The 19744-nt window shown below is 58.8% G+C and carries 23 protein-coding genes; all 23 read left to right on the top strand.

The features are described 5' to 3' along the window. Positions 1–2 precede the first annotated feature (2 nt). The 23 genes from AC2TAD_RS18260 to AC2TAD_RS18150 all read left to right on the top strand — a co-directional run bounded on the left by AC2TAD_RS18260 (position 3) and on the right by AC2TAD_RS18150 (position 19737). Positions 3–1931: an acetyl/propionyl/methylcrotonyl-CoA carboxylase subunit alpha gene (locus AC2TAD_RS18260; protein ID WP_480869329.1), complete on the top strand. Its 1929-nt coding sequence runs from the start codon at positions 3–5 to the stop codon at positions 1929–1931. A gap of 59 nt (positions 1932–1990) precedes the next feature. Continuing rightward, positions 1991–2845 (top strand): hydroxymethylglutaryl-CoA lyase, encoded by an 855-nt coding sequence (locus tag AC2TAD_RS18255; protein ID WP_480869327.1) that lies wholly within the window; start codon positions 1991–1993, stop codon positions 2843–2845. Between the two features lie 3 nt (positions 2846–2848). After that, complete coding sequence (locus AC2TAD_RS18250) at positions 2849–3637, top strand: crotonase/enoyl-CoA hydratase family protein (protein ID WP_480869325.1); 789 nt, start codon at positions 2849–2851, stop codon at positions 3635–3637. 188 nt (positions 3638–3825) lie between these two features. Then, positions 3826–4191 (top strand): NADH-quinone oxidoreductase subunit A, encoded by a 366-nt coding sequence (locus AC2TAD_RS18245; RefSeq protein WP_050602775.1) that lies wholly within the window; start codon positions 3826–3828, stop codon positions 4189–4191. Beyond that, the gene (locus AC2TAD_RS18240) at positions 4182–4715 is read left to right on the top strand and encodes a NuoB/complex I 20 kDa subunit family protein (RefSeq protein ID WP_037307875.1); all 534 of its coding nucleotides are present in this window, start codon (positions 4182–4184) and stop codon (positions 4713–4715) included. Before AC2TAD_RS18245 ends, AC2TAD_RS18240 begins: the two co-directional genes overlap by 10 nt. A 12-nt stretch (positions 4716–4727) precedes the next feature. Next, positions 4728–5327 (top strand): NADH-quinone oxidoreductase subunit C, encoded by a 600-nt coding sequence (locus AC2TAD_RS18235; protein ID WP_353393407.1) that lies wholly within the window; start codon positions 4728–4730, stop codon positions 5325–5327. A gap of 5 nt (positions 5328–5332) precedes the next feature. Beyond that, positions 5333–5509 (top strand): hypothetical protein, encoded by a 177-nt coding sequence (locus AC2TAD_RS18230; protein ID WP_480869323.1) that lies wholly within the window; start codon positions 5333–5335, stop codon positions 5507–5509. Position 5510: 1 nt separating this feature from the next. After that, a complete protein-coding gene (locus AC2TAD_RS18225; RefSeq protein WP_257599041.1) occupies positions 5511–5633 on the top strand; it encodes a hypothetical protein in 123 nt (40 codons plus the stop codon). Further along, positions 5633–6856, top strand: a complete 1224-nt coding sequence (locus AC2TAD_RS18220) for an NADH-quinone oxidoreductase subunit D (protein ID WP_480869320.1) — start codon at positions 5633–5635, stop codon at positions 6854–6856. Before AC2TAD_RS18225 ends, AC2TAD_RS18220 begins: the two co-directional genes overlap by 1 nt. Continuing rightward, entirely contained in the window at positions 6856–7968 is a 1113-nt protein-coding gene (nuoE, locus tag AC2TAD_RS18215; protein ID WP_480869318.1) for an NADH-quinone oxidoreductase subunit NuoE, read from the top strand. Before AC2TAD_RS18220 ends, nuoE begins: the two co-directional genes overlap by 1 nt. 31 nt (positions 7969–7999) lie before the next feature. After that, positions 8000–8221 carry a DUF5337 domain-containing protein gene (locus tag AC2TAD_RS18210; protein ID WP_170752163.1) on the top strand — a complete coding sequence of 74 codons (222 nt, stop codon included), beginning with the start codon at positions 8000–8002 and terminating at the stop codon, positions 8219–8221. Between the two features lie 12 nt (positions 8222–8233). Next, on the top strand, positions 8234–9532 hold the full coding sequence (nuoF, locus tag AC2TAD_RS18205) for an NADH-quinone oxidoreductase subunit NuoF (RefSeq protein WP_480869316.1): 1299 nt from the start codon (positions 8234–8236) through the stop codon (positions 9530–9532). 6 nt (positions 9533–9538) lie between these two features. After that, the gene (locus AC2TAD_RS18200) at positions 9539–9955 is read left to right on the top strand and encodes an MAPEG family protein (protein WP_480869314.1); all 417 of its coding nucleotides are present in this window, start codon (positions 9539–9541) and stop codon (positions 9953–9955) included. Between the two features lie 14 nt (positions 9956–9969). After that, positions 9970–10341 carry a hypothetical protein gene (locus AC2TAD_RS18195; RefSeq protein ID WP_480869312.1) on the top strand — a complete coding sequence of 124 codons (372 nt, stop codon included), beginning with the start codon at positions 9970–9972 and terminating at the stop codon, positions 10339–10341. Beyond that, on the top strand, positions 10338–10844 hold the full coding sequence (locus tag AC2TAD_RS18190) for a DUF5333 domain-containing protein (RefSeq protein ID WP_480869310.1): 507 nt from the start codon (positions 10338–10340) through the stop codon (positions 10842–10844). The genes AC2TAD_RS18195 and AC2TAD_RS18190 overlap by 4 nt, the downstream gene beginning before the upstream one ends. A 5-nt stretch (positions 10845–10849) precedes the next feature. Beyond that, entirely contained in the window at positions 10850–12871 is a 2022-nt protein-coding gene (gene nuoG / locus AC2TAD_RS18185; protein ID WP_170352619.1) for an NADH-quinone oxidoreductase subunit NuoG, read from the top strand. Between the two features lie 204 nt (positions 12872–13075). After that, the gene (gene nuoH / locus AC2TAD_RS18180) at positions 13076–14113 is read left to right on the top strand and encodes an NADH-quinone oxidoreductase subunit NuoH (protein ID WP_170352620.1); all 1038 of its coding nucleotides are present in this window, start codon (positions 13076–13078) and stop codon (positions 14111–14113) included. 1 nt (position 14114) lies between these two features. Next, a complete protein-coding gene (nuoI, locus tag AC2TAD_RS18175) occupies positions 14115–14609 on the top strand; it encodes an NADH-quinone oxidoreductase subunit NuoI (protein ID WP_039524264.1) in 495 nt (164 codons plus the stop codon). Continuing rightward, entirely contained in the window at positions 14606–15016 is a 411-nt protein-coding gene (locus tag AC2TAD_RS18170) for a carboxymuconolactone decarboxylase family protein (RefSeq protein WP_170752155.1), read from the top strand. The genes nuoI and AC2TAD_RS18170 overlap by 4 nt, the downstream gene beginning before the upstream one ends. Further along, the gene (locus AC2TAD_RS18165; protein ID WP_170752153.1) at positions 15013–15615 is read left to right on the top strand and encodes an NADH-quinone oxidoreductase subunit J; all 603 of its coding nucleotides are present in this window, start codon (positions 15013–15015) and stop codon (positions 15613–15615) included. Before AC2TAD_RS18170 ends, AC2TAD_RS18165 begins: the two co-directional genes overlap by 4 nt. Positions 15616–15738: 123 nt before the next feature. Further along, complete coding sequence (gene nuoK / locus AC2TAD_RS18160; RefSeq protein WP_005984024.1) at positions 15739–16044, top strand: NADH-quinone oxidoreductase subunit NuoK; 306 nt, start codon at positions 15739–15741, stop codon at positions 16042–16044. A 7-nt stretch (positions 16045–16051) separates the two neighbouring features. Then, the gene (nuoL, locus tag AC2TAD_RS18155; protein ID WP_480869307.1) at positions 16052–18193 is read left to right on the top strand and encodes an NADH-quinone oxidoreductase subunit L; all 2142 of its coding nucleotides are present in this window, start codon (positions 16052–16054) and stop codon (positions 18191–18193) included. After that, the gene (locus tag AC2TAD_RS18150; RefSeq protein WP_170352624.1) at positions 18193–19737 is read left to right on the top strand and encodes an NADH-quinone oxidoreductase subunit M; all 1545 of its coding nucleotides are present in this window, start codon (positions 18193–18195) and stop codon (positions 19735–19737) included. The genes nuoL and AC2TAD_RS18150 overlap by 1 nt, the downstream gene beginning before the upstream one ends. Positions 19738–19744 lie beyond the last annotated feature (7 nt).

Raw genomic sequence — 19744 nt, 5'->3', positions numbered from 1 at the left:
TCATGTTCAACAAAATCCTGATTGCCAACCGAGGTGAGATTGCTTGCCGGGTGATCGCGACAGCTCAGAAGATGGGTGTGGCCTGCGTTGCGGTTTATTCTGATGTGGACGCCTCGGCCAAGCATGTGCAGATGGCGGATGAGGCTGTGCATATCGGTGGCGCGGCTCCGGCGGAGAGTTATCTGAAGGGCGACACGATCATTCAGGCGGCGCTCGACACTGGAGCGCAGGCGATCCATCCGGGATACGGGTTTCTGTCCGAGAACCCCGATTTCGTCGATGCGGTTGAGGCGGCTGGGCTGACCTTCATCGGGCCATCGGCGGATGCGATCCACAAGATGGGCCTCAAGGATGCTGCCAAAGTCTTGATGGAACAGGCGGGCGTGCCCGTCGTGCCGGGCTATCATGGCGACAATCAGGATGCCGAGCATTTGGCAGCCGCCGCAGAAACCGTCAGCTATCCGGTGCTGATCAAGGCGGTCGCGGGCGGCGGCGGCAAGGGCATGCGGCTGGTTGAACGTGCCGAAGATTTTTCAGAAGCGCTGGACAGCGCGCGTGGCGAGGCGCGCACCGCTTTTGGCAACGACGCCGTTCTGGTCGAGAAATTCGTCTCCAAACCGCGCCATATCGAGGTGCAGGTTTTCGGCGACGGCACCCATGCGGTTCATCTGTTCGAACGCGATTGCTCGTTGCAGCGGCGGCACCAGAAGGTGATCGAAGAGGCTCCGGCACCCGGTATGACGGCTGAAATGCGCGAAGCGATGGGGCAGGCCGGTGTACGCGCCGCCGAGGCGATTGGCTATAAGGGCGCGGGTACGGTTGAATTCATCGTTGATGCCTCGGACGGGCTGCGGCCGGATCGGTTCTGGTTCATGGAGATGAACACGCGCCTGCAGGTGGAACATCCTGTGACCGAGGCGATTACCGGGGTTGATCTGGTGGAATGGCAGTTGCGCGTGGCGGCGGGCGAGACGCTGCCGAAACAGCAGGGTGACCTTTCTATATCGGGTCACGCATTCGAGGCGCGGCTGTATGCCGAGGACGTGCCCAAAGGCTTTCTGCCTGCGACAGGGACGTTGACGCATCTGCACTTCCCGGCGCTCTGCCGGGCCGACAGCGGTGTGAGGGCAGGGGATACGATCAGTCCTTGGTATGACCCTATGATTGCCAAGGTCATCGTCCACGGCCCTACGCGCGACATTGCGCTGGAACAGTTACACCGTGCGTTGCGTCAGACCGAGGTCGCGGGCACTGTAACCAACCTTGCCTTTCTTGGCGCGCTGACGCGCCATCAAGGGTTCGCGTCGGGTGATGTGGATACCGGGCTGATCGGGCGTGATCTGGATGGGTTGGTTCAGACCTCGGCAACCTCAACGCGTGCTGCAGTTGCGGCGGCCATGACCGCTGCGGGTTTGGTGGACACATCTGAGGAGGCTGGGTTCTCGCTTTGGGCGCCTCTGCACCGTGCCGTTCCGCTTATGGCGGCTGATGTGATTGATTTGGATGTGCAGGTCGAAGGTCCGAACCGGCAGGTCTGGCACATCGGCAACGAGACGATTCTGGCCGAACGTAGCGCGGGCGACTGGACTATCGGCGGTGCAGCTATGCCGCGCGTTTCGGTCGCTGTTTCCAAGATCACGGTATTCGAGGGTTATGGCCAGGTGTTCGAGATGATCGACCCGCTGGACCGCGATACCAGCGCCATTGGCAATACCAATCTGATCGAGGCCCCGATGCCCGGTCTGGTCAAGGCGGTCTTTGCGCAGTCTGGGCAGGCTGTGGCCGAGGGCGACCGGTTGGCCATCCTTGAGGCTATGAAGATGGAGCATTCGTTGCTGGCAGCCCGCGATGGCGTCGTGGCCGAAGTGCTGGTCGAGGCGGGCGCTCAGGTCGAGGCCGGGGCCGCACTGGTCCGGCTGGAGGAGGAATGATCTGTTCCTGCCGCCTCAGCCGTGGCACAGTTGGATCAACAGCTTAGCGGAGGAGTAAGATGGGCGATCGGGTCGAGATATTCGAAGTGGGGCCGCGCGACGGGCTGCAGAACGAGCAGCGGCAAATCCCAGTTGCGGAAAAAGTCGCTCTGGTCGATTGCCTGAGCCGAGCCGGGTTCAACCGGATCGAGGTGGCCAGCTTTGTCTCGCCCAAATGGGTGCCGCAGATGGCAGGCAGTGCCGAGGTGCTGGCCGGGATCAGCCGGGCCGATGGTATCCGCTATGCTGCGCTGACACCGAATATGCGCGGGTACGAGGACGCGCTGGCCGCCAAAGCCGATGAGATTGCAGTGTTTGCCTCGGCGTCCGAGGGGTTCTCGAAGGCCAATATCAACGCGACGATTGCGGAATCCATTGAACGCTTCACACCCATACTGGAGGCCGCGCGCCGTATCGACCTGCCGGTGCGGGGCTATGTGTCCTGCGTGACCGACTGCCCCTATGACGGTCCGACCTCGCCCGAAAAGGTGGCCGAGGTGGCCGACACATTGTTCGCGCTGGGCTGCTATGAGATCTCGCTGGGCGACACGATCGGGCAGGGGACGCCTGACACAATCGCTCATATGCTTTTGGCCGTGCGCGAACGGGTGCCTGTGACGCGTTTGTCGGGGCATTTTCATGACACCACGGGACGTGCCATCGACAATATCGACGCAGCTCTGGCGCTTGGTGTGCGGACATTCGATTCGGCGGTCGGCGGTCTGGGAGGGTGCCCTTATGCGCCGGGGGCGGCAGGGAATGTCGCCACTGAATCTGTAGTCGCCCATCTTGATCGGCTAGGATATCAGACGGGCATTGATGTCGCGATCGTGGAAGAGGCCGCCCAGATGGCGCGCGCCATGCGAGCGGAATAAACGATGTTCGAAACGATTTCGGTTACGAATGATACGCGCGGTGTTGCCACTCTGACGCTGAACCGCCCCGGCAAGCATAATGCCATGTCGGCGCAGATGATCTCCGAACTGACGCAAGCGGCAGGGCAGTTGGGGGCGGACGACTCGGTGCGGGTTGTGGTCCTGACTGGCGCGGGCAAGAGCTTTTGTGCCGGTGGTGATCTGGGCTGGATGCAGGATCAGATGGCAGCCGCCCCCGAAACGCGGTTCACCGAGGCGCGCAAGCTGGCCGAGATGCTGCAGGCGCTGAATACACTGCCGAAACCTCTGATCGGGGCGCTGCAGGGCAATGCGTTCGGGGGCGGTGTTGGGCTGGCCGCGGTCTGTGATGTGGCCATCGGGGTCGACACATTGACCATGGGGCTGACCGAAACGCGGCTTGGGCTGATCCCGGCCACGATTGGTCCGTATGTCATCGCGCGCATGGGCGAGGCACGGTCGCGGCGGGTTTTTATGTCTGCACGCCTTTTCGATGCCAGTGAGGCGGTTGAGCTTGGTTTGTTGGCGAAAGTGGTTGCAGCCGTCGATTTGCCCGAGGCGGTCGAAGCCGAAGTGACCCCCTATTTGGCCTGCGCGCCGGGTGCTGTCGCTTCGGCCAAGGGATTGGTACGTGATTTGGGGCCAAGAATAGATGACACGGTAATCGACCAGACGATCCGCGCTTTGGTTGGCCGTTGGGAAACCCACGAGGCCAAAGAGGGAATCGCCGCCTTTTTCGAGAAACGAAAACCAACCTGGATTAGTAAGGATTAGACAATAGCCGTCGTGCCATGGTGATAGGAATCACTCTTCCGGAATAACCTTTGATGGCAAGCAGATATTTCACGCCCTGCGCGTTTGTGTTCGGTTGACCCTCTGACCCGGCAGGGATAGAGAATGTCCAGTCAACACGCCAATTGACGGCGCACCCTTTGGGGGCATGCGCAGGAAAGGAGCTTTACGTGGAAGACCTGCTGCGGGAGTACCTCCCGATTCTGGTGTTTCTGGCCGTTGCCGTGGGCCTTGGAATCGTCCTGATTCTGGCCGCTGTGGTTCTGGCTGTCCGCAATCCCGACCCCGAAAAGGTCAGCGCATATGAATGTGGCTTCAACGCCTTTGACGATGCGCGGATGAAGTTTGATGTCCGGTTCTATCTGGTCTCGATTCTTTTCATCATCTTCGATCTGGAAATCGCGTTCCTTTTCCCATGGGCCGTGGGCTTTAAAGACATCAGCGATGTGGGCTTCTGGTCCATGATGGTGTTCCTGGGCGTTCTGACCATTGGCTTTGCCTATGAATGGAAGAAAGGGGCCTTGGAATGGGAGTGATGACGGGTGCAAACACCGCCGGCGTCGATAAAGAAGTCGCCACCCAGGCCCTGAATGCCGAGTTGCAGGACAAAGGTTTCCTGCTGACCTCGACCGAGGACATTATCAACTGGGCGCGCACCGGATCGTTGCACTGGATGACATTCGGTCTGGCCTGTTGTGCTGTTGAGATGATGCACACCTCGATGCCGCGCTACGATGCGGAACGGTTCGGCATCGCGCCGCGTGCGTCCCCACGTCAGTCGGACGTGATGATCGTGGCCGGGACGCTGACCAACAAGATGGCCCCGGCGCTGCGCAAAGTTTACGATCAGATGCCCGAGCCGCGTTATGTGATCTCGATGGGGTCCTGCGCCAATGGGGGCGGGTACTACCACTATTCCTATTCTGTCGTGCGCGGTTGCGACCGCATCGTTCCGGTGGATATCTACGTGCCTGGCTGTCCTCCGACCGCTGAGGCGTTGCTTTATGGCCTGATGCAGTTGCAACGCAAAATCCGCCGCACCGGCACGATTGTGCGCTGAAGGAGAGGGTGAATGAGCGAAGCACTCAAAGAACTCGGCGCACAGCTGGAACTCAAGCGCACTGATTGCGTTTTGTCCTGGGACGTGACTCATGGCGAACTGAACGTGGATGTGGCCCCGTCGAACCTGGTTGAATTCGTCGAATTCCTGAAGTCCGACCCGAATTGCAAGTTCTCGTCTCTGGTCGATATCACCGGCGTCGATTACCCGGAGCGCGCCAAGCGGTTCGATGTGGTTTACCACTTCCTGTCCATGTACCAGAATCAGCGGATCCGCCTGCGGGTGTCGATCCGCGAGGAAGACATGGTGCCTTCGATCGTCGATGTTCACCCCTCGGCCAACTGGTTCGAACGTGAGGTGTTCGACATGTTCGGCATCTTATTCTCGGGTCACCCCGATCTGCGGCGCATCCTGACCGACTACGGTTTCCGCGGCTATCCGCTGCGCAAGGATTTCCCGACAACGGGCTATACCGAGGTTCGTTATGACGAGGCCGAAAAGCGCGTCGTTTATGAGCCGGTGAGCTTGGTACAGGAATACCGGCAGTTCGATTTCATGTCCCCATGGGAAGGTGCGAATTACATTCTGCCGGGGGATGAAAAACAGGAGTAACCGTCATGCTCGAGTTCCTGATCTGGATAATTCTGGTGGTCGCAACGGTCGTACCGATGATCAAGCTGCTGCCGCATTTCGGGATCAACAAGAACTGGGCGTTTGCCTGCATTATCTCTCCGGCTGTGATTGTCCTGTTGTGGATGATGGCCATGAAGCTGCAAGAGATGGAGCGACGCTGACATGATGGGCGAATTGATCATTTTGGGCGCTTTGGGCGTCTTGCTTGCAGGGGCCGCAGCCAAGGCGGCTGAGGCCGAAAAGGTCCGGGTTCGGGCCGAAGCAAAGAAGAAACGAGGGCGTTGATGGACGGCTCAAGATACGATGACGGCAGCACAGACGCGCTGAGCGGAGAACAGAAGATCCGCAACTTTAACATTAACTTCGGCCCGCAACACCCTGCGGCGCACGGAGTTTTGCGTCTGGTTCTTGAGCTTGACGGCGAGATTGTCGAGCGTTGCGACCCGCATATCGGTCTGCTGCACCGTGGTACTGAGAAGCTGATGGAAAGCCGGACGTATCTGCAGAACCTGCCGTATTTCGACCGTCTGGATTACGTGGCACCTATGAACCAGGAACATGCCTGGTGTCTGGCCATTGAAAAACTGACCGGGGTTGAGGTGCCGCGCCGTGGCTCGCTGATCCGGGTTCTGTATTCCGAGATCGGGCGCATCCTGAACCACTTGCTGAACGTGACCACGCAGGCGATGGACGTGGGCGCACTGACGCCGCCGCTCTGGGGTTTTGAGGAACGCGAAAAGCTGATGGTGTTTTATGAGCGTGCTTGCGGAGCCCGCCTGCACTCGGCCTATTTCCGCCCCGGAGGTGTCCATCAGGACCTGCCGCCCGAACTGCTGGATGATATGGAGGCGTGGAGTCACGAATTCCCCGCCGTTCTGGACGACATCGACGGCCTGTTGACCGAAAACCGCATCTTTAAACAGCGCAACGCCGATATTGGCGTTGTGACTGAGGATGACATTCAGAAATACGGCTTCTCCGGCGTGATGGTGCGCGGATCGGGTCTGGCCTGGGATTTGCGCCGCGCGCAGCCCTATGAATGCTATGACGAGTTCGATTTTCAGATCCCCGTCGGCAAGAACGGCGACTGCTATGACCGCTATCTGGTGCGAATGGAAGAGATGCGTCAGTCACTGCTGATCATCCGCCAAGCCATCGCCAAAATCCGCGAATGCCCGGGTGACGTGCTGGCGCGCGGCAAGATCACCCCGCCGAAACGCTCGGACATGAAGACCTCGATGGAAAGCCTGATCCATCACTTCAAACTGTATACCGAAGGCTTCCACGTCCCTGCGGGCGAGGTTTACGCCGCCGTCGAAGCCCCCAAGGGTGAGTTCGGCGTCTATCTGGTCGCCGACGGCACCAACAAACCCTACCGCGCCAAACTGCGCGCGCCGGGCTTCCTGCACCTGCAAGCCATGGATCACGTCGCCGGAGGACACCAACTGGCCGACGTCGCCGCCATCATCGGCACCATGGATGTCGTATTTGGAGAGATTGACCGCTAATGCTCCGCCGTCTTCACCCCGAACAACCCGATGCTTTCGCCTTCACGGCTGCCAACCAGCAATGGGCGGAAGCACAGATCACCAAATACCCCGAAGGTCGTCAGGCCAGCGCGGTTATCCCGTTACTTTGGCGCGCGCAAGAGCAGGAGGGGTGGCTGTCCCGTCCGGCGATCGAATCCGTCGCCGACATGCTGGGCATGGCTTATATTCGCGTTCTTGAGGTCGCCTCGTTCTACTTCATGTTCCAGCTGCAACCTGTTGGATCGGTGGCACATATTCAGGTATGCGGCACAACCTCTTGCATGATCTGCGGGGCCGAGGACTTGATCGCTGTCTGCAAGGACAAGATCGCCGCCAAGCCGCACGTTTTGTCCGCAGATGGTAAGCTGAGTTGGGAAGAGGTGGAATGCCTCGGCTCTTGCACCAACGCGCCGATGGCGCAGATCGGCAAGGACTATTATGAAGACCTGACCGCCGAGAACTTTGGCAAGATTATCGATGATCTGGTGGCGGGCAAGGTTCCGACTCCGGGCCCGCAGAACGGGCGTTATGCGGCGGAACCGTTGAGCGGTTTAAGCAGCTTGACCGAGTATGAGGCGGGCAAGCCTAAATACAATGCGAGTGTCGAACTGGCTTCTGATCTGGGGGACACTGTCAAACGCATCGACGGAACCGAAGTGCCCATCCTGACCCCTTGGCTGGGTAAGGATGGCAAGGCGGCGGCAACCAAAACGGCCCCGAAACCTCCGAAGGAGCGTGCGACGCCGAAACCTGCCGCGAAGCAGGCTGAAGAGGCGAAGGCCAAGGCAGAGACAGTTGGCGAGGAACAACCCGAGACATTGACCGACCCGCGCGGTGGCAAGGCAGATGACCTCAAGCTGCTCAAAGGGGTCGGACCGAAGTTAGAAGAAACGCTGAACGGGCTGGGCTTCTATCACTACGACCAGATCGCAGGCTGGACACCCGAACATGTGGCCTGGGTCGATGCGCGGCTGAAGTTCAAAGGCCGGATCGAACGCGACGGCTGGATTGAACAGGCGAAAAGTTTGGCCTCGGGCCAAGAGACAGAATTTGCCAAACGTGCCAAGGAAGATGGCACATACGAAGACTAGATGACGGTGCCCAGTCGGGCATCAGGGTAAGATGGATAAGGACAAGGAACTGGCCATAGCCCGAAAGGGCCGACATATCGGCATTGTCATTGCGGTGACGATGGTGATTTGGCTTGCCATGAACCTGTTCATCGGTCCCGCGCTGGGTTTGACCGCTCGGTATGCGCTGCTGTTTGATTTCGCCGCTCTGGCGGGTTTCATCTATGCGGGCGTCAACATATTTCAACTCTGGCGTATGCGTCAGGACAGCTGAAGGTAACACGCGATGCTGAAGGATCAGGACCGGATCTTTACCAACATCTACGGGATGCATGAGCGCACATTGCGGGGCGCACAGGCGCGCGGGCATTGGGACGGCACGGCTGGCCTGATCGAAAAGGGCCGCGACTGGATCACCCAGACGATGAAGGACTCGGGCCTGCGAGGTCGCGGCGGGGCGGGCTTTCCGACCGGTTTGAAATGGTCGTTCATGCCCAAGGAAAGCGACGGTCGCCCGGCTTATCTGGTTGTGAACGCCGACGAATCCGAACCCGGTACTTGCAAAGACCGAGAGATCATGCGCCATGATCCGCACACGCTGATCGAGGGTTGCCTGATCGCGTCTTTCGCGATGAATGCGCATACTTGCTACATCTACCTGCGCGGCGAATACATTCGTGAGCGTGAGGCCCTGCAGGCAGCGATTGACGAAGCATATGATGCGGGCCTGTTGGGCAAGAACGCGGCAGGCTCGGGCTGGGATTTCGACCTGTTCCTGCATCACGGTGCCGGGGCCTATATCTGCGGCGAGGAAACCGCCCTGATCGAGAGCCTTGAGGGCAAGAAGGGCATGCCCCGGATGAAGCCTCCGTTCCCGGCGGGCGCTGGCCTCTATGGCTGCCCGACGACCGTGAACAATGTGGAATCGATCGCCGTTGTGCCGACGATCCTGCGCCGGGGCGCAGATTGGTTTGCGGGCTTTGGTCGCCAGAACAATGCAGGCACCAAGCTGTTTGCGATCTCGGGCCATGTGAACAACCCCTGCGTCGTCGAAGAGGCGATGTCGATCTCGTTCGAAGAGCTGATCGAGACCCATTGCGGCGGTATTCGCGGCGGCTGGGACAATTTGCTGGCGGTGATTCCGGGCGGCTCGTCAGTTCCGTGTGTGCGCGGCGATAATATGCGCGACGCAATCATGGATTTTGATTACCTGCGCAACGATCTGGGCTCGGGGCTTGGGACGGCTGCGGTGATCGTGATGGACAAGTCCACTGATATCATCAAGGCGATTTGGCGGCTGTCGAAGTTCTACAAGCACGAAAGCTGTGGCCAGTGTACGCCTTGCCGCGAAGGTACTGGCTGGATGATGCGCGTCATGGACCGTCTGGTGCGCGGCGAGGCCGATCTGGAAGAGATCGACATGCTGTTCGATGTGACCAAACAGGTCGAAGGTCACACAATCTGCGCCTTGGGCGACGCGGCTGCTTGGCCTATCCAGGGCCTTATCCGCAACTTCCGCGAAGAGATTGAGGACCGTATCAAGGCGCAGAAATCCGGTCGCACCGGCGCGATGGCGGCGGAGTAACTTTTGATGGAGACCTTTGCAGAATACGGTCATGCTGTTGCATCGGTGGTGATTTTCACCCTGGTCGTGCTGTTTATGGCTCCGTTCACAGCCCTGGCAAAGCAGGGCAAAGGACTTGCGCCCGGTGCAACGCCTGAACAGGACTACTCGGATAAGGCGTATCGTCTGAACCGTGCCTATCTGAATGGGACCGAAACACTGCCAGCCTATGTCGCCGTAACGTTTGCCGTTATTCTGATGGGTGCCAATCCATTCTGGGTAAACCTGCTGGCTTCGCTTGCCTTGGTTGCGCGGCTGGTAATGCTGTTTGTCCATATTCGTGGACTTGGTCGCCCAAACAGTGGCTTAAGGTCCGTTCTCTACGTGATTGGCTGGGCTTGCATGGTCGTAATGGGCATCATTGCACTGGTGGCGGCATTCTGATGGTGGCAAGTCGGATGCTTCGGAACAAGACCTTTGGGGCAGGCATAGTCCGGTCGGTCGCCCTTGGGGCGTTATTTGCGGTCTCGGCCTGTGGACTGATAACCCCATCTTCGGATCAGGTTAGGTTTGATGGCCAGTATTTCCGCACCAAGGTGAAGCCGGTCGACAAGAAAAGGTCACCTACAGAATTCACAGTGGTGGTCAACGGCGTCTCTGCTTCCTTGGACGGGGCCCGCGAGGCAGGGCGCTTTGAAGGAACAAAGTTCTGTATCACCAGTTTTGGGTCATCTCGTATCGACTGGGCTGTTGGTCCGGACACCGAGCCTGAAAAGTTGCGCGTGGTAGACGATAAATTGACCTTTGCAGGGCGGTGTCGCCGTCCATGATGCAGATGCAGACATATCATGCTGGGTTGTTGCAGGCGTTATTGCATAACGTCCAGCCCGCAGGTCGTCTTGGTGGAACCAAGACGAAAGGATATGTCATGCAAGTCCTAAAAGCTCTGACGGTTTTCGCAGTATTGGGCATTCCTGCCCTGGCTGAGGCGAAACCGCCTTTGCGCGAAGTCAAAGAGATTGACGACGAACTCTATTACATCGCGATCGCAAACGAGATTTCGGAACTCTGCCCGTCGATCAGCGGGCGCCGTCTGAAGGCGATTAGTGTGATGTGGGACCTTAGGTCCAAAGCGAACAAACTGGGGTATTCGGACACGGAAATCCGGGCCTATGTGGACTCGGACGCCGAAAAGGACCGTATGCGCGCCAAAGGCGAAGCGTATCTGGCCGCCAATGGCGTATCGTACGACAACCCCACTTCCTTTTGCTCGTTGGGCAAGAAGGAAATCGATAGAAACAGCGCCATTGGCGTGTATTTGAGGGCGAACTGAAAGCCATGTCTGACCTCCGCAAAGTGAATATCGATGGGCAGGAAATCGAAGTTGATGGCTCGATGACCCTGATCCAAGCTTGTGAAGAGGCCGGGGTCGAGGTCCCGCGTTTCTGCTACCACGAGCGTCTTTCTATTGCCGGAAACTGCCGGATGTGTCTGGTCGAAGTCGTCGGGGGACCGCCGAAACCGGCGGCGTCCTGCGCGATGCAGGTGCGCGACCTGCGTCCTGGGCCGGAAGGTCAGGCGCCGGTGGTCAAGACGAACTCGCCCATGGTTAAGAAGGCCCGCGAAGGGGTGATGGAGTTCCTGCTGATCAATCACCCGCTGGATTGCCCCATCTGCGATCAGGGTGGCGAATGTGATCTGCAGGATCAGGCGATGGCCTACGGTGTTTCGGGCTCTCGCTTCAAGGAAGCCAAACGCGCGGTTGATGATCTGGATTTGGGGCCATTGGTCGGCACCGCGATGACGCGCTGCATCAGCTGCACGCGCTGTGTGCGCTTCACTACCGAGGTCGCCGGGATCACCCAGATGGGCCAGACCGGGCGCGGTGAAGATGCCGAGATCACCTCGTATCTAAACGAGACTCTGCAATCGAATCTGCAGGGGAACATCATCGATTTGTGCCCGGTTGGGGCGCTGACCTCGAAGCCTTACGCCTTTACCGCCCGTCCGTGGGAATTGACCAAGACCGAAAGCGTCGATGTCATGGATGCTCTGGGCTCGAACATTCGCGTAGACACCAAGGGACGCGAAGTGATGCGGTTCCTTCCGCGCAACCATGATGGCGTGAACGAGGAATGGATCAGCGACAAGACGCGGTTTGTCTGGGATGGGCTGCGTCGCCAGCGTCTTGACAAGCCTTACGTGCGCGAGAATGGCAAATTGCGCCCGGCGACCTGGCCCGAGGCTTTGACCAAAGCTGCCGAAGCGCTGAAAGGAGCCGAGAAACCCGCCGGTATCGTGGGAGATCTGGCCCCGGTTGAGGCTGCGTTTGCCCTGAAACAGATGATCGAGGGGCAGGGCGGTGTTGTCGAATGCCGTACCGACGGTGCTAAGTTGCCTGCGGGCAATCGTGGGGCTTATGCCGGCACCGCCGCGATCGAAGATATCGACTCGGCGGAACGCATTTTGCTGATCGGCACCAACCCGCGCGACGAAGCGCCGGTTCTGAACGCGCGTATTCGCAAAGCGTGGGCGCATGGGGCCGAAGTGGCCCTGGTCGGGCCCGCTGCGGAACTGACGTATCCCTACCATCATATGGGTGACGACCGCGCCGCCCTGCAGGCTGCCGTGGATATGGGCGGTGATGATGAGATCAAGGGCAAGCCGTCACTGGTGATCGTTGGTCAGGGTGCGCTGCAAGAGGCTGACGGGGCCGCCGTTCTGGCCGCAGCGCAAGCCATTGCCGCCAACACCGAAAGCGGCCTGATCGTTCTGCACACCGCAGCATCGCGTGTCGGCGCAATGGACGTGGACGCGACGAACGACAGCGGCATGGACGCAGTCAGCGCTGCAGACGTGATCTACAATCTGGGCGCGGATGAGGTCGAGATTGGTGAGGGTGCCTTTGTCATCTATCAGGGCAGCCACGGAGATCGGGGTGCACACCGTGCCGACGTGATCCTGCCTGGCGCGGCCTACACCGAGGAAAACGGCCTGTTCGTCAACACCGAAGGTCGCCCGCAACTGGCCATGCGTGCTGGCTTTGCGCCCGGTGAGGCCAAGGAAAACTGGGCGATCCTGCGTGCGCTCTCGGCCGAGCTGGGTGCCACATTGCCTTTCGACTCGCTGGCGCAATTGCGCACCACTCTGATCGAGGCGGTTCCACATCTGGCTCGCGTTGATGAGGTGATCGAGAACGAAGCTCAGGTGTTGGATGCAGGTCCACTAGGCAAGGCAACCTTCCGCTATGCCGTCAAGGATTTCTATCTGACCAACCCGATTGCCCGGGCGTCGCAGTTGATGGCCGAGCTCTCGGCGCAGGCGCTGGCTCTTAAATCCGAGAAGATTGCAGCGGAATGAACCAGAACTGTTTCATATCGCAAGGTAAGGCGACTGCCGGGTGGCAGTACGCCGCGCCTGATTTGTGTGTGAAACTCAAGATTAAGGGTGGCGCAATGGCGACAGATGCTGTTTACACCAACGCGCCGACCCAGCCGCTAAATGCGCAGGCATCTGGCCTTCGTATCGCGCGCGTAAAACGGAATACCCACGGTGTGAGGACCAATGGCTGAATTCTTTAACACCCCAGGCGGAATAGCCATCATCATTCTGGCGCAAGTGCTTGCAGTCGTTGCCTTTGTGATGATCTCTCTGTTGTTCCTCGTCTATGGCGACCGCAAGATTTGGGCGGCGGTCCAGATGCGCCGGGGGCCCAACGTGGTGGGTGTCTATGGCTTGCTGCAATCGGTGGCGGATGCGCTGAAATACGTGGTGAAAGAGGTTGTCATTCCGGCAGGTGCCGACCGCACGGTCTTTATGCTGGCGCCGCTGACATCCTTCGTGCTTGCGATGATCGCCTGGGCGGTGATCCCGTTCAACGATGGCTGGGTTCTGTCCGACCTGAACGTGGCGATCCTTTATGTCTTTGCTGTATCGTCGTTGGAAGTTTATGGCGTGATTATGGGCGGTTGGGCGTCGAACTCAAAGTACCCATTCCTTGGGTCACTGCGGTCTGCCGCGCAGATGATTTCGTACGAGGTCTCGTTGGGCCTGATCATCATCGGCGTGATCATCTCGACCGGGTCGATGAATTTTGGAAACATCGTCGAGGCACAGGACGGTCGGTTTGGCTTCTTTAGCTGGTACTGGCTGCCGCATTTCCCGATGGTGTTCCTGTTCTTCATCTCGGCGTTGGCCGAAACCAACCGACCACCCTTTGACCTGCCCGAGGCGGAATCGGAACTGGTCGCAGGCTATCAGGTCGAGTACTCGGCCACGCCCTTCCTGCTGTTCATGGCAGGGGAATACATCGCCATCTTCCTGATGTGCGCGTTGATCTCTCTGCTGTTCTTTGGTGGCTGGCTGTCGCCAATCCCCGGCCTGCCGGATGGCGTTTTGTGGATGGTCGCCAAGATGGCGTTCTTCTTCTTCCTCTTCGCGATGGTCAAGGCGATCACGCCCCGCTACCGTTACGACCAGCTGATGCGTCTGGGGTGGAAGGTGTTCCTGCCATTCTCGCTGGTATGGGTGGTTTTCGTGGCCTTTGCGGCGAAATTCGACTGGTTCTGGGGCGCGTTCGCCCGTTGGAGCGTAGGAGGCTGATATGACCCAAATCGACTATACCCGCGCCGCTAAGTACTTTCTGCTGCAGGACTTCTGGGTCGGGATGAAACTGGGTCTGAAGTACTTCTTTGCCCCGAAGGCCACCGTGAATTACCCGCATGAAAAGGGACCGCTGTCCCCTCGTTTTCGTGGCGAACACGCCCTGCGCCGTTATCCAAACGGCGAGGAACGCTGCATCGCCTGTAAACTGTGCGAGGCGATCTGCCCGGCCCAGGCCATCACCATCGACGCCGAACCGCGCGAAGACGGCAGCCGCCGCACCACGCGGTATGATATCGACATGACCAAGTGTATCTATTGCGGCTTCTGCCAGGAGGCCTGCCCGGTCGATGCCATCGTCGAAGGTCCGAATTTCGAATTCGCCACGGAAACCCGCGAAGAGCTGTTCTACGACAAGGAAAAACTGCTCGACAACGGCGAACGCTGGGAAGCCGAGATCGCCCGCAATCTGGAAATGGATGCGCCGTACCGATGAATGACACGCCGACAAATCCGTTCGAGCTGATGATGCGTCAGGCTCAGGACATGGCCAAGGCGATGAACCCGGCGATGGAGAACTTCTCGCCCAAAGGGTTCGAGGCGCTTTGGCCGACCATGCCAAAAGAGATCATGGAGATGATGTTCGGCAACACCGTCAACAAGGACGGACTGGACGCCAAAACCCGCCTGTTGCTGACGCTGGCCGGGCTGACCTGTCAGGGCGCGCAGGCCGATACCGCGGTGCGTCAAACCGTGCGTCACGCTCTGGAAGCCGGGGCCAGAAAACAAGAGATCGTGGAAACGATCGGTCAGATGTCGGTGTTTGCTGGCATCCCGGCCATGACCCGTGCGCTGGATCTGGCGCAAGAGGTCATGGACGACAACAAGGATGAGGATCAATGACCGTCTTTGCCTTCTATTTGTTTGCCATCAGCGCCATCACCGGCGGCCTGTTCACGGTGATCAGCCGCCAGCCGGTGCACTCAGTGCTTTGGCTGATACTGTCCTTCCTGTCCTCGGCGGGGCTGTTCGTGCTGCTGGGGGCCGAGTTCGTGGCGATGCTGCTGATCATCGTCTATGTGGGCGCGGTCGCGGTGTTGTTCCTGTTCGTGGTGATGATGCTGGACGTCGACTTTGCCGAGCTTAAGGCCGAGATGGCGCGTTATATGCCGCTGGCATTGCTGATCGGTCTGGTCATCCTGATGCAGTTCGTCATGGCGTTCGGTGCATGGGACAGCGCGCAAGGCGTTGAGGCCAATCTGGCCCAACCGGTTCCGACCGACCGCCACAACACCGAGGCGCTGGGTGTCATCCTTTACGACCAATACTTCCTTCTGTTTCAACTGGCGGGTCTGATCCTGCTGGTGGCTATGATTGGCGCCATCGTACTGACCCTTCGCCACCGTCAGGACATCAAACGTCAGGACATCATCGGCCAAATGATGCGCGACCCGGCCAAGGCGATGGAGCTGAAGGACGTGAAACCGGGGCAGGGGTTGTGACATTGCCGCTGGTACTTCCAATGGAGTACCGGCTGCTAAAAATACTAATTGCGGTGCCTGTTGTACTTGGTTGGATCGGGTATAGGGCCGCGAAAAACAGGAAACGAATGGGACCGAAAGAAAATGATCGGACTTGAACATTACCTGACTGTGGCGGCGACGCTGTTCGTCATCGGCATCTTCGGTCTCTTCCTGAACCGCAAGAACGTCATCATCCTGCTGATGAGCATCGAGTTGATGCTTTTGGCGGTGAATATCAACCTCGTGGCGTTTTCCAGTTTCCTGGGCGATCTGGTCGGACAGGTGTTTACGCTGTTTGTCCTGACAGTTGCGGCCGCCGAGGCGGCGATTGGTCTGGCCATTCTGGTCTGCTTCTTCCGCAACCGTGGCACCATCGCGGTTGAAGACGTCAATATGATGAAGGGCTAAGAGAACTATGGAAACCACCATCCTCTTTGCCCCGCTGGTGGGCGCGTTGATCTGCGGTTTCGGCTGGCGGTTCATTGGTGAGAAAGCCGCCATGTGGACCGCAACGGGCCTGCTGTTTCTGGCCTGTCTGCTGTCGTGGATCGTGTTCTTTGCCTTCGACGGGGTGACGCAACAGATCGAGATTATGCGCTGGATCGAGAGCGGATCGTTGTCGACAAGCTGGGCCATCCGTCTGGACCGTCTGACCGCGATCATGCTGATCGTGGTGACGACGGTTTCGGCGCTCGTGCACCTCTATTCCTTCGGCTACATGGATCACGACCCGCAATGGCGCGAGGGCGAGAGCTATAAGCCGCGTTTCTTCGCCTATCTGTCCTTCTTTACCTTCGCGATGCTGATGCTGGTGACGGCGGACAATCTGGTGCAGATGTTCTTTGGCTGGGAAGGCGTGGGCGTCGCATCCTACTTGCTGATCGGGTTTTATTATCGCAAGCCATCGGCCAATGAGGCGGCGATGAAAGCGTTTATCGTGAACCGTGTCGGCGACTTTGGCTTTGCGCTGGGGATTTTCGCGCTGTTCTTGCTGACCGACAGCATCAACTTCTCGGACATTTTCGCCTCGGCGCCCGCCTTGGCCGAAGAGAAGCTGCACTTCCTGTGGGGCGAATGGACCGCTGTTGAGGTCATCTGCGTGCTGTTGTTTATCGGCGCGATGGGGAAATCGGCGCAGTTGATCCTGCACACATGGTTGCCCGACGCGATGGAAGGCCCGACGCCTGTGTCGGCCCTGATCCACGCCGCGACCATGGTGACGGCGGGTGTGTTCCTTGTATGCCGTATGTCGCCGCTTATGGAGTTCGCGCCGGGTGCGACCGGATTCATCACCGTGCTGGGAGCTTCGACCGCGTTTTTTGCGGCGACTGTGGGTCTGGTTCAGACCGACATCAAGCGCGTCATTGCCTATTCGACCTGTTCGCAGCTGGGCTACATGTTTGTGGCCGCAGGTGTCGGCATGTATTCGGCGGCGATGTTCCACCTGTTCACACACGCCTTCTTCAAGGCGCTGTTGTTCCTTGGGGCAGGGTCGGTGATCCACGCTATGCATCACGAACAAGAGATGACCGAGTATGGTGGATTGCGCAAAAAGATCCCCTATACGTTCTGGGCGATGATGATTGGCACACTGGCCATCACCGGTGTGGGCATTCCGCTGACGACCTTCGGTTTCGCTGGTTTCCTGTCGAAGGATGCGATCATCGAGAGCGCCTATGCCGGTGGGTCTTCCTATGGCTTCTGGCTGCTGGTCGTAGCGGCGGCGTTTACGTCCTTCTACAGCTGGCGTCTGATCTTCCTGACCTTCTACGGCACGCCGCGCGGCGACAAACATACGCATGACCATGCGCATGAAAGCCCGATGGTCATGCTGGTGCCGCTGGGCGTTCTCTCGCTGGGCGCGGTCTTTGCGGGCATGATTTGGTACGGCAATTTCTTCGGTCACGCGGACAAGGTCGGCAAGTTCTATGGCATCCCGGTGGCTGAGGCGTCGGAACATGCCGAGGCCGGTGATCACGGCAAAGCCGACGCGCATGGCGATGATAGCCACGCAGATGATAGCCACGGCGATGACCACGCGGATGACGGTCATGGTGAAAAGGATGCTCATGGCGATCATCACTATGTTTTCGCAGGTGAGCCGGGCGAGGGCGCGCTGTATATGGCGCCGGACAACCACGTGCTGGACGATGCGCATGCGGCGCCTAAGTGGGTCAAGTTTTCACCCTTTGTTGCGATGCTGCTGGGCTTTGCGATGGCCTATTGGTTCTACATCGTGAACCCGTCTCTGCCAGGACGTCTGGCAGCGAACCAGCGGCCGCTGTACCTGTTCCTGCTGAACAAGTGGTACTTTGACGAAATCTACAATGTGATCTTCGTCAAACCCACCGTGGCGCTTGGACGGTTCCTGTGGAAACGCGGAGATGGCAACACCATTGACGGCTTCCTGAACGGGATCGCCATGGGCGTTGTTCCCTTCTTCACCCGCCTCGCAGGCAAGGCGCAGACGGGCTACATCTTTACTTATGCCTTCTGGATGGTCTTGGGGATTGCAGCCCTTGTCACCTGGATGTCGATCGGCGGAGGCGCACACTAATGGATAATATCCTCTCGATCGTTACTTTCATCCCCGCTGTGGCAGCGGCCATTCTGGCCCTGTTCCTGCACGGAGATGACGACGCCGCGCAGCGCAACGCGAAATGGGTCGCGCTGGTGGCGACCACGGTGACGTTCCTTGTCTCGATTGGCATCTATACAGGCTTTGACCCCTCGAACACCGGCTTTCAGATGGTGGAAGAGGGTGAGTGGCTGCTGGGCCTGAAATACAAGATGGGCGTGGACGGCATCAGCGTGTTGTTCGTGCTGCTGACCACTTTCATCATGCCGCTGACCATTCTGGCCAGCTGGAATGTGACCGACCGGGTCAAGGAATACATGATCGCCTTCCTGCTGCTGGAAACGCTGATGCTGGGCGTGTTCATGGCACTGGATCTGGTGCTGTTCTACCTGTTCTTCGAGGCCGGTCTGATCCCGATGTTCCTGATCATCGGCATCTGGGGCGGGGCGAACCGCATCTATGCCAGCTTCAAATTCTTCCTCTATACCTTCCTCGGCTCGGTGCTGATGCTGGTGGCGATGGTTGCCATGTACGCGGATGCAGGCACCACGGATATCGAAGCACTGATGAGCCATCAGTTCTCGTCTGAAAGCTTCAGCGTGATGGGTGTCTATATTGTCGGCGGAATGCAGACGCTGATGTTCCTGGCGTTCTTTGCATCTTTCGCGGTGAAAATGCCAATGTGGCCGGTGCATACCTGGTTGCCAGACGCGCACGTGCAGGCCCCGACGGCGGGCTCGGTCGTTCTGGCGGCGATTCTGCTGAAGATGGGCGGCTATGGCTTCCTACGGTTCAGCTTGCCGATGTTCCCAGTGGGCTCGGCGGTGATGACCGATCTGGTGCTGTGGATGTCGGCGATTGCGGTTGTCTACACCTCGCTGGTGGCGCTGGTGCAGGAGGATATGAAAAAGCTGATCGCCTATTCTTCGGTCGCGCATATGGGTTTTGTGACCATGGGGATTTTTGCGGCGAACCAGCAGGGGATTGATGGCGCGATCTTCCAGATGATCAGCCACGGGTTCATCTCGGCGGCGTTGTTCCTGTGTGTCGGCGTGATCTATGACCGGATGCACACCCGTGACATTGACGCATATGGCGGCTTGGTGATCCGGATGCCCGCTTATGCGCTGGTCTTCATGCTGTTCACCATGGCGAATGTCGGTCTGCCTGGCACCTCGGGCTTTATCGGCGAATTCCTGACCTTGATGGGAGCCTTCCAGGTCAACACATGGGTAACGGCGGTGGCTGCGACCGGGGTGATCTTCTCGGCCGGGTATGCGCTGTGGCTATACCGTCGAGTGGTCTTTGGCGATCTGATCAAGGAAAGCCTCAAGGCGATGACGGACATGAGCTCGCGCGAGCGGCTGATCTTTGCACCGCTGATCGTGATGACCATCCTGCTGGGTGTCTATCCGTCGCTGGTAACCGATGTGATCGGCGACTCGACCGCCGCACTGATTTCGAACTATGACACGGCTCTGGCCGCGGCTGAGGCCGTGATCCAGACAGCCGCTTCGCATTAAGGGAGCT

The organism is Ruegeria sp. HKCCD7628, from assembly GCF_057221005.1.
This window is presented reverse-complemented; position numbering and strand designations above follow the sequence as displayed.

What these genes read in the sequence shown, in the direction of transcription:
- AC2TAD_RS18260 (WP_480869329.1), top strand. Translation starts at nt 3, where the DNA reads ATGTTCAACAAAATCCTGATTGCCAACCGAGGTGAGATTGCTTGCCGG.
- AC2TAD_RS18255 (WP_480869327.1), top strand. Translation starts at nt 1,991, where the DNA reads ATGGGCGATCGGGTCGAGATATTCGAAGTGGGGCCGCGCGACGGGCTG.
- AC2TAD_RS18250 (WP_480869325.1), top strand. Translation starts at nt 2,849, where the DNA reads ATGTTCGAAACGATTTCGGTTACGAATGATACGCGCGGTGTTGCCACT.
- AC2TAD_RS18240 (WP_037307875.1), top strand. Translation starts at nt 4,182, where the DNA reads ATGGGAGTGATGACGGGTGCAAACACCGCCGGCGTCGATAAAGAAGTC.
- AC2TAD_RS18235 (WP_353393407.1), top strand. Translation starts at nt 4,728, where the DNA reads ATGAGCGAAGCACTCAAAGAACTCGGCGCACAGCTGGAACTCAAGCGC.
- AC2TAD_RS18230 (WP_480869323.1), top strand. Translation starts at nt 5,333, where the DNA reads ATGCTCGAGTTCCTGATCTGGATAATTCTGGTGGTCGCAACGGTCGTA.
- AC2TAD_RS18225 (WP_257599041.1), top strand. Translation starts at nt 5,511, where the DNA reads ATGATGGGCGAATTGATCATTTTGGGCGCTTTGGGCGTCTTGCTTGCA.
- AC2TAD_RS18220 (WP_480869320.1), top strand. Translation starts at nt 5,633, where the DNA reads ATGGACGGCTCAAGATACGATGACGGCAGCACAGACGCGCTGAGCGGA.
- nuoE (WP_480869318.1), top strand. Translation starts at nt 6,856, where the DNA reads ATGCTCCGCCGTCTTCACCCCGAACAACCCGATGCTTTCGCCTTCACG.
- AC2TAD_RS18210 (WP_170752163.1), top strand. Translation starts at nt 8,000, where the DNA reads ATGGATAAGGACAAGGAACTGGCCATAGCCCGAAAGGGCCGACATATC.
- nuoF (WP_480869316.1), top strand. Translation starts at nt 8,234, where the DNA reads ATGCTGAAGGATCAGGACCGGATCTTTACCAACATCTACGGGATGCAT.
- AC2TAD_RS18200 (WP_480869314.1), top strand. Translation starts at nt 9,539, where the DNA reads ATGGAGACCTTTGCAGAATACGGTCATGCTGTTGCATCGGTGGTGATT.
- AC2TAD_RS18195 (WP_480869312.1), top strand. Translation starts at nt 9,970, where the DNA reads ATGCTTCGGAACAAGACCTTTGGGGCAGGCATAGTCCGGTCGGTCGCC.
- AC2TAD_RS18190 (WP_480869310.1), top strand. Translation starts at nt 10,338, where the DNA reads ATGATGCAGATGCAGACATATCATGCTGGGTTGTTGCAGGCGTTATTG.
- nuoG (WP_170352619.1), top strand. Translation starts at nt 10,850, where the DNA reads ATGTCTGACCTCCGCAAAGTGAATATCGATGGGCAGGAAATCGAAGTT.
- nuoH (WP_170352620.1), top strand. Translation starts at nt 13,076, where the DNA reads ATGGCTGAATTCTTTAACACCCCAGGCGGAATAGCCATCATCATTCTG.
- nuoI (WP_039524264.1), top strand. Translation starts at nt 14,115, where the DNA reads ATGACCCAAATCGACTATACCCGCGCCGCTAAGTACTTTCTGCTGCAG.
- AC2TAD_RS18170 (WP_170752155.1), top strand. Translation starts at nt 14,606, where the DNA reads ATGAATGACACGCCGACAAATCCGTTCGAGCTGATGATGCGTCAGGCT.
- AC2TAD_RS18165 (WP_170752153.1), top strand. Translation starts at nt 15,013, where the DNA reads ATGACCGTCTTTGCCTTCTATTTGTTTGCCATCAGCGCCATCACCGGC.
- nuoK (WP_005984024.1), top strand. Translation starts at nt 15,739, where the DNA reads ATGATCGGACTTGAACATTACCTGACTGTGGCGGCGACGCTGTTCGTC.
- nuoL (WP_480869307.1), top strand. Translation starts at nt 16,052, where the DNA reads ATGGAAACCACCATCCTCTTTGCCCCGCTGGTGGGCGCGTTGATCTGC.
- AC2TAD_RS18150 (WP_170352624.1), top strand. Translation starts at nt 18,193, where the DNA reads ATGGATAATATCCTCTCGATCGTTACTTTCATCCCCGCTGTGGCAGCG.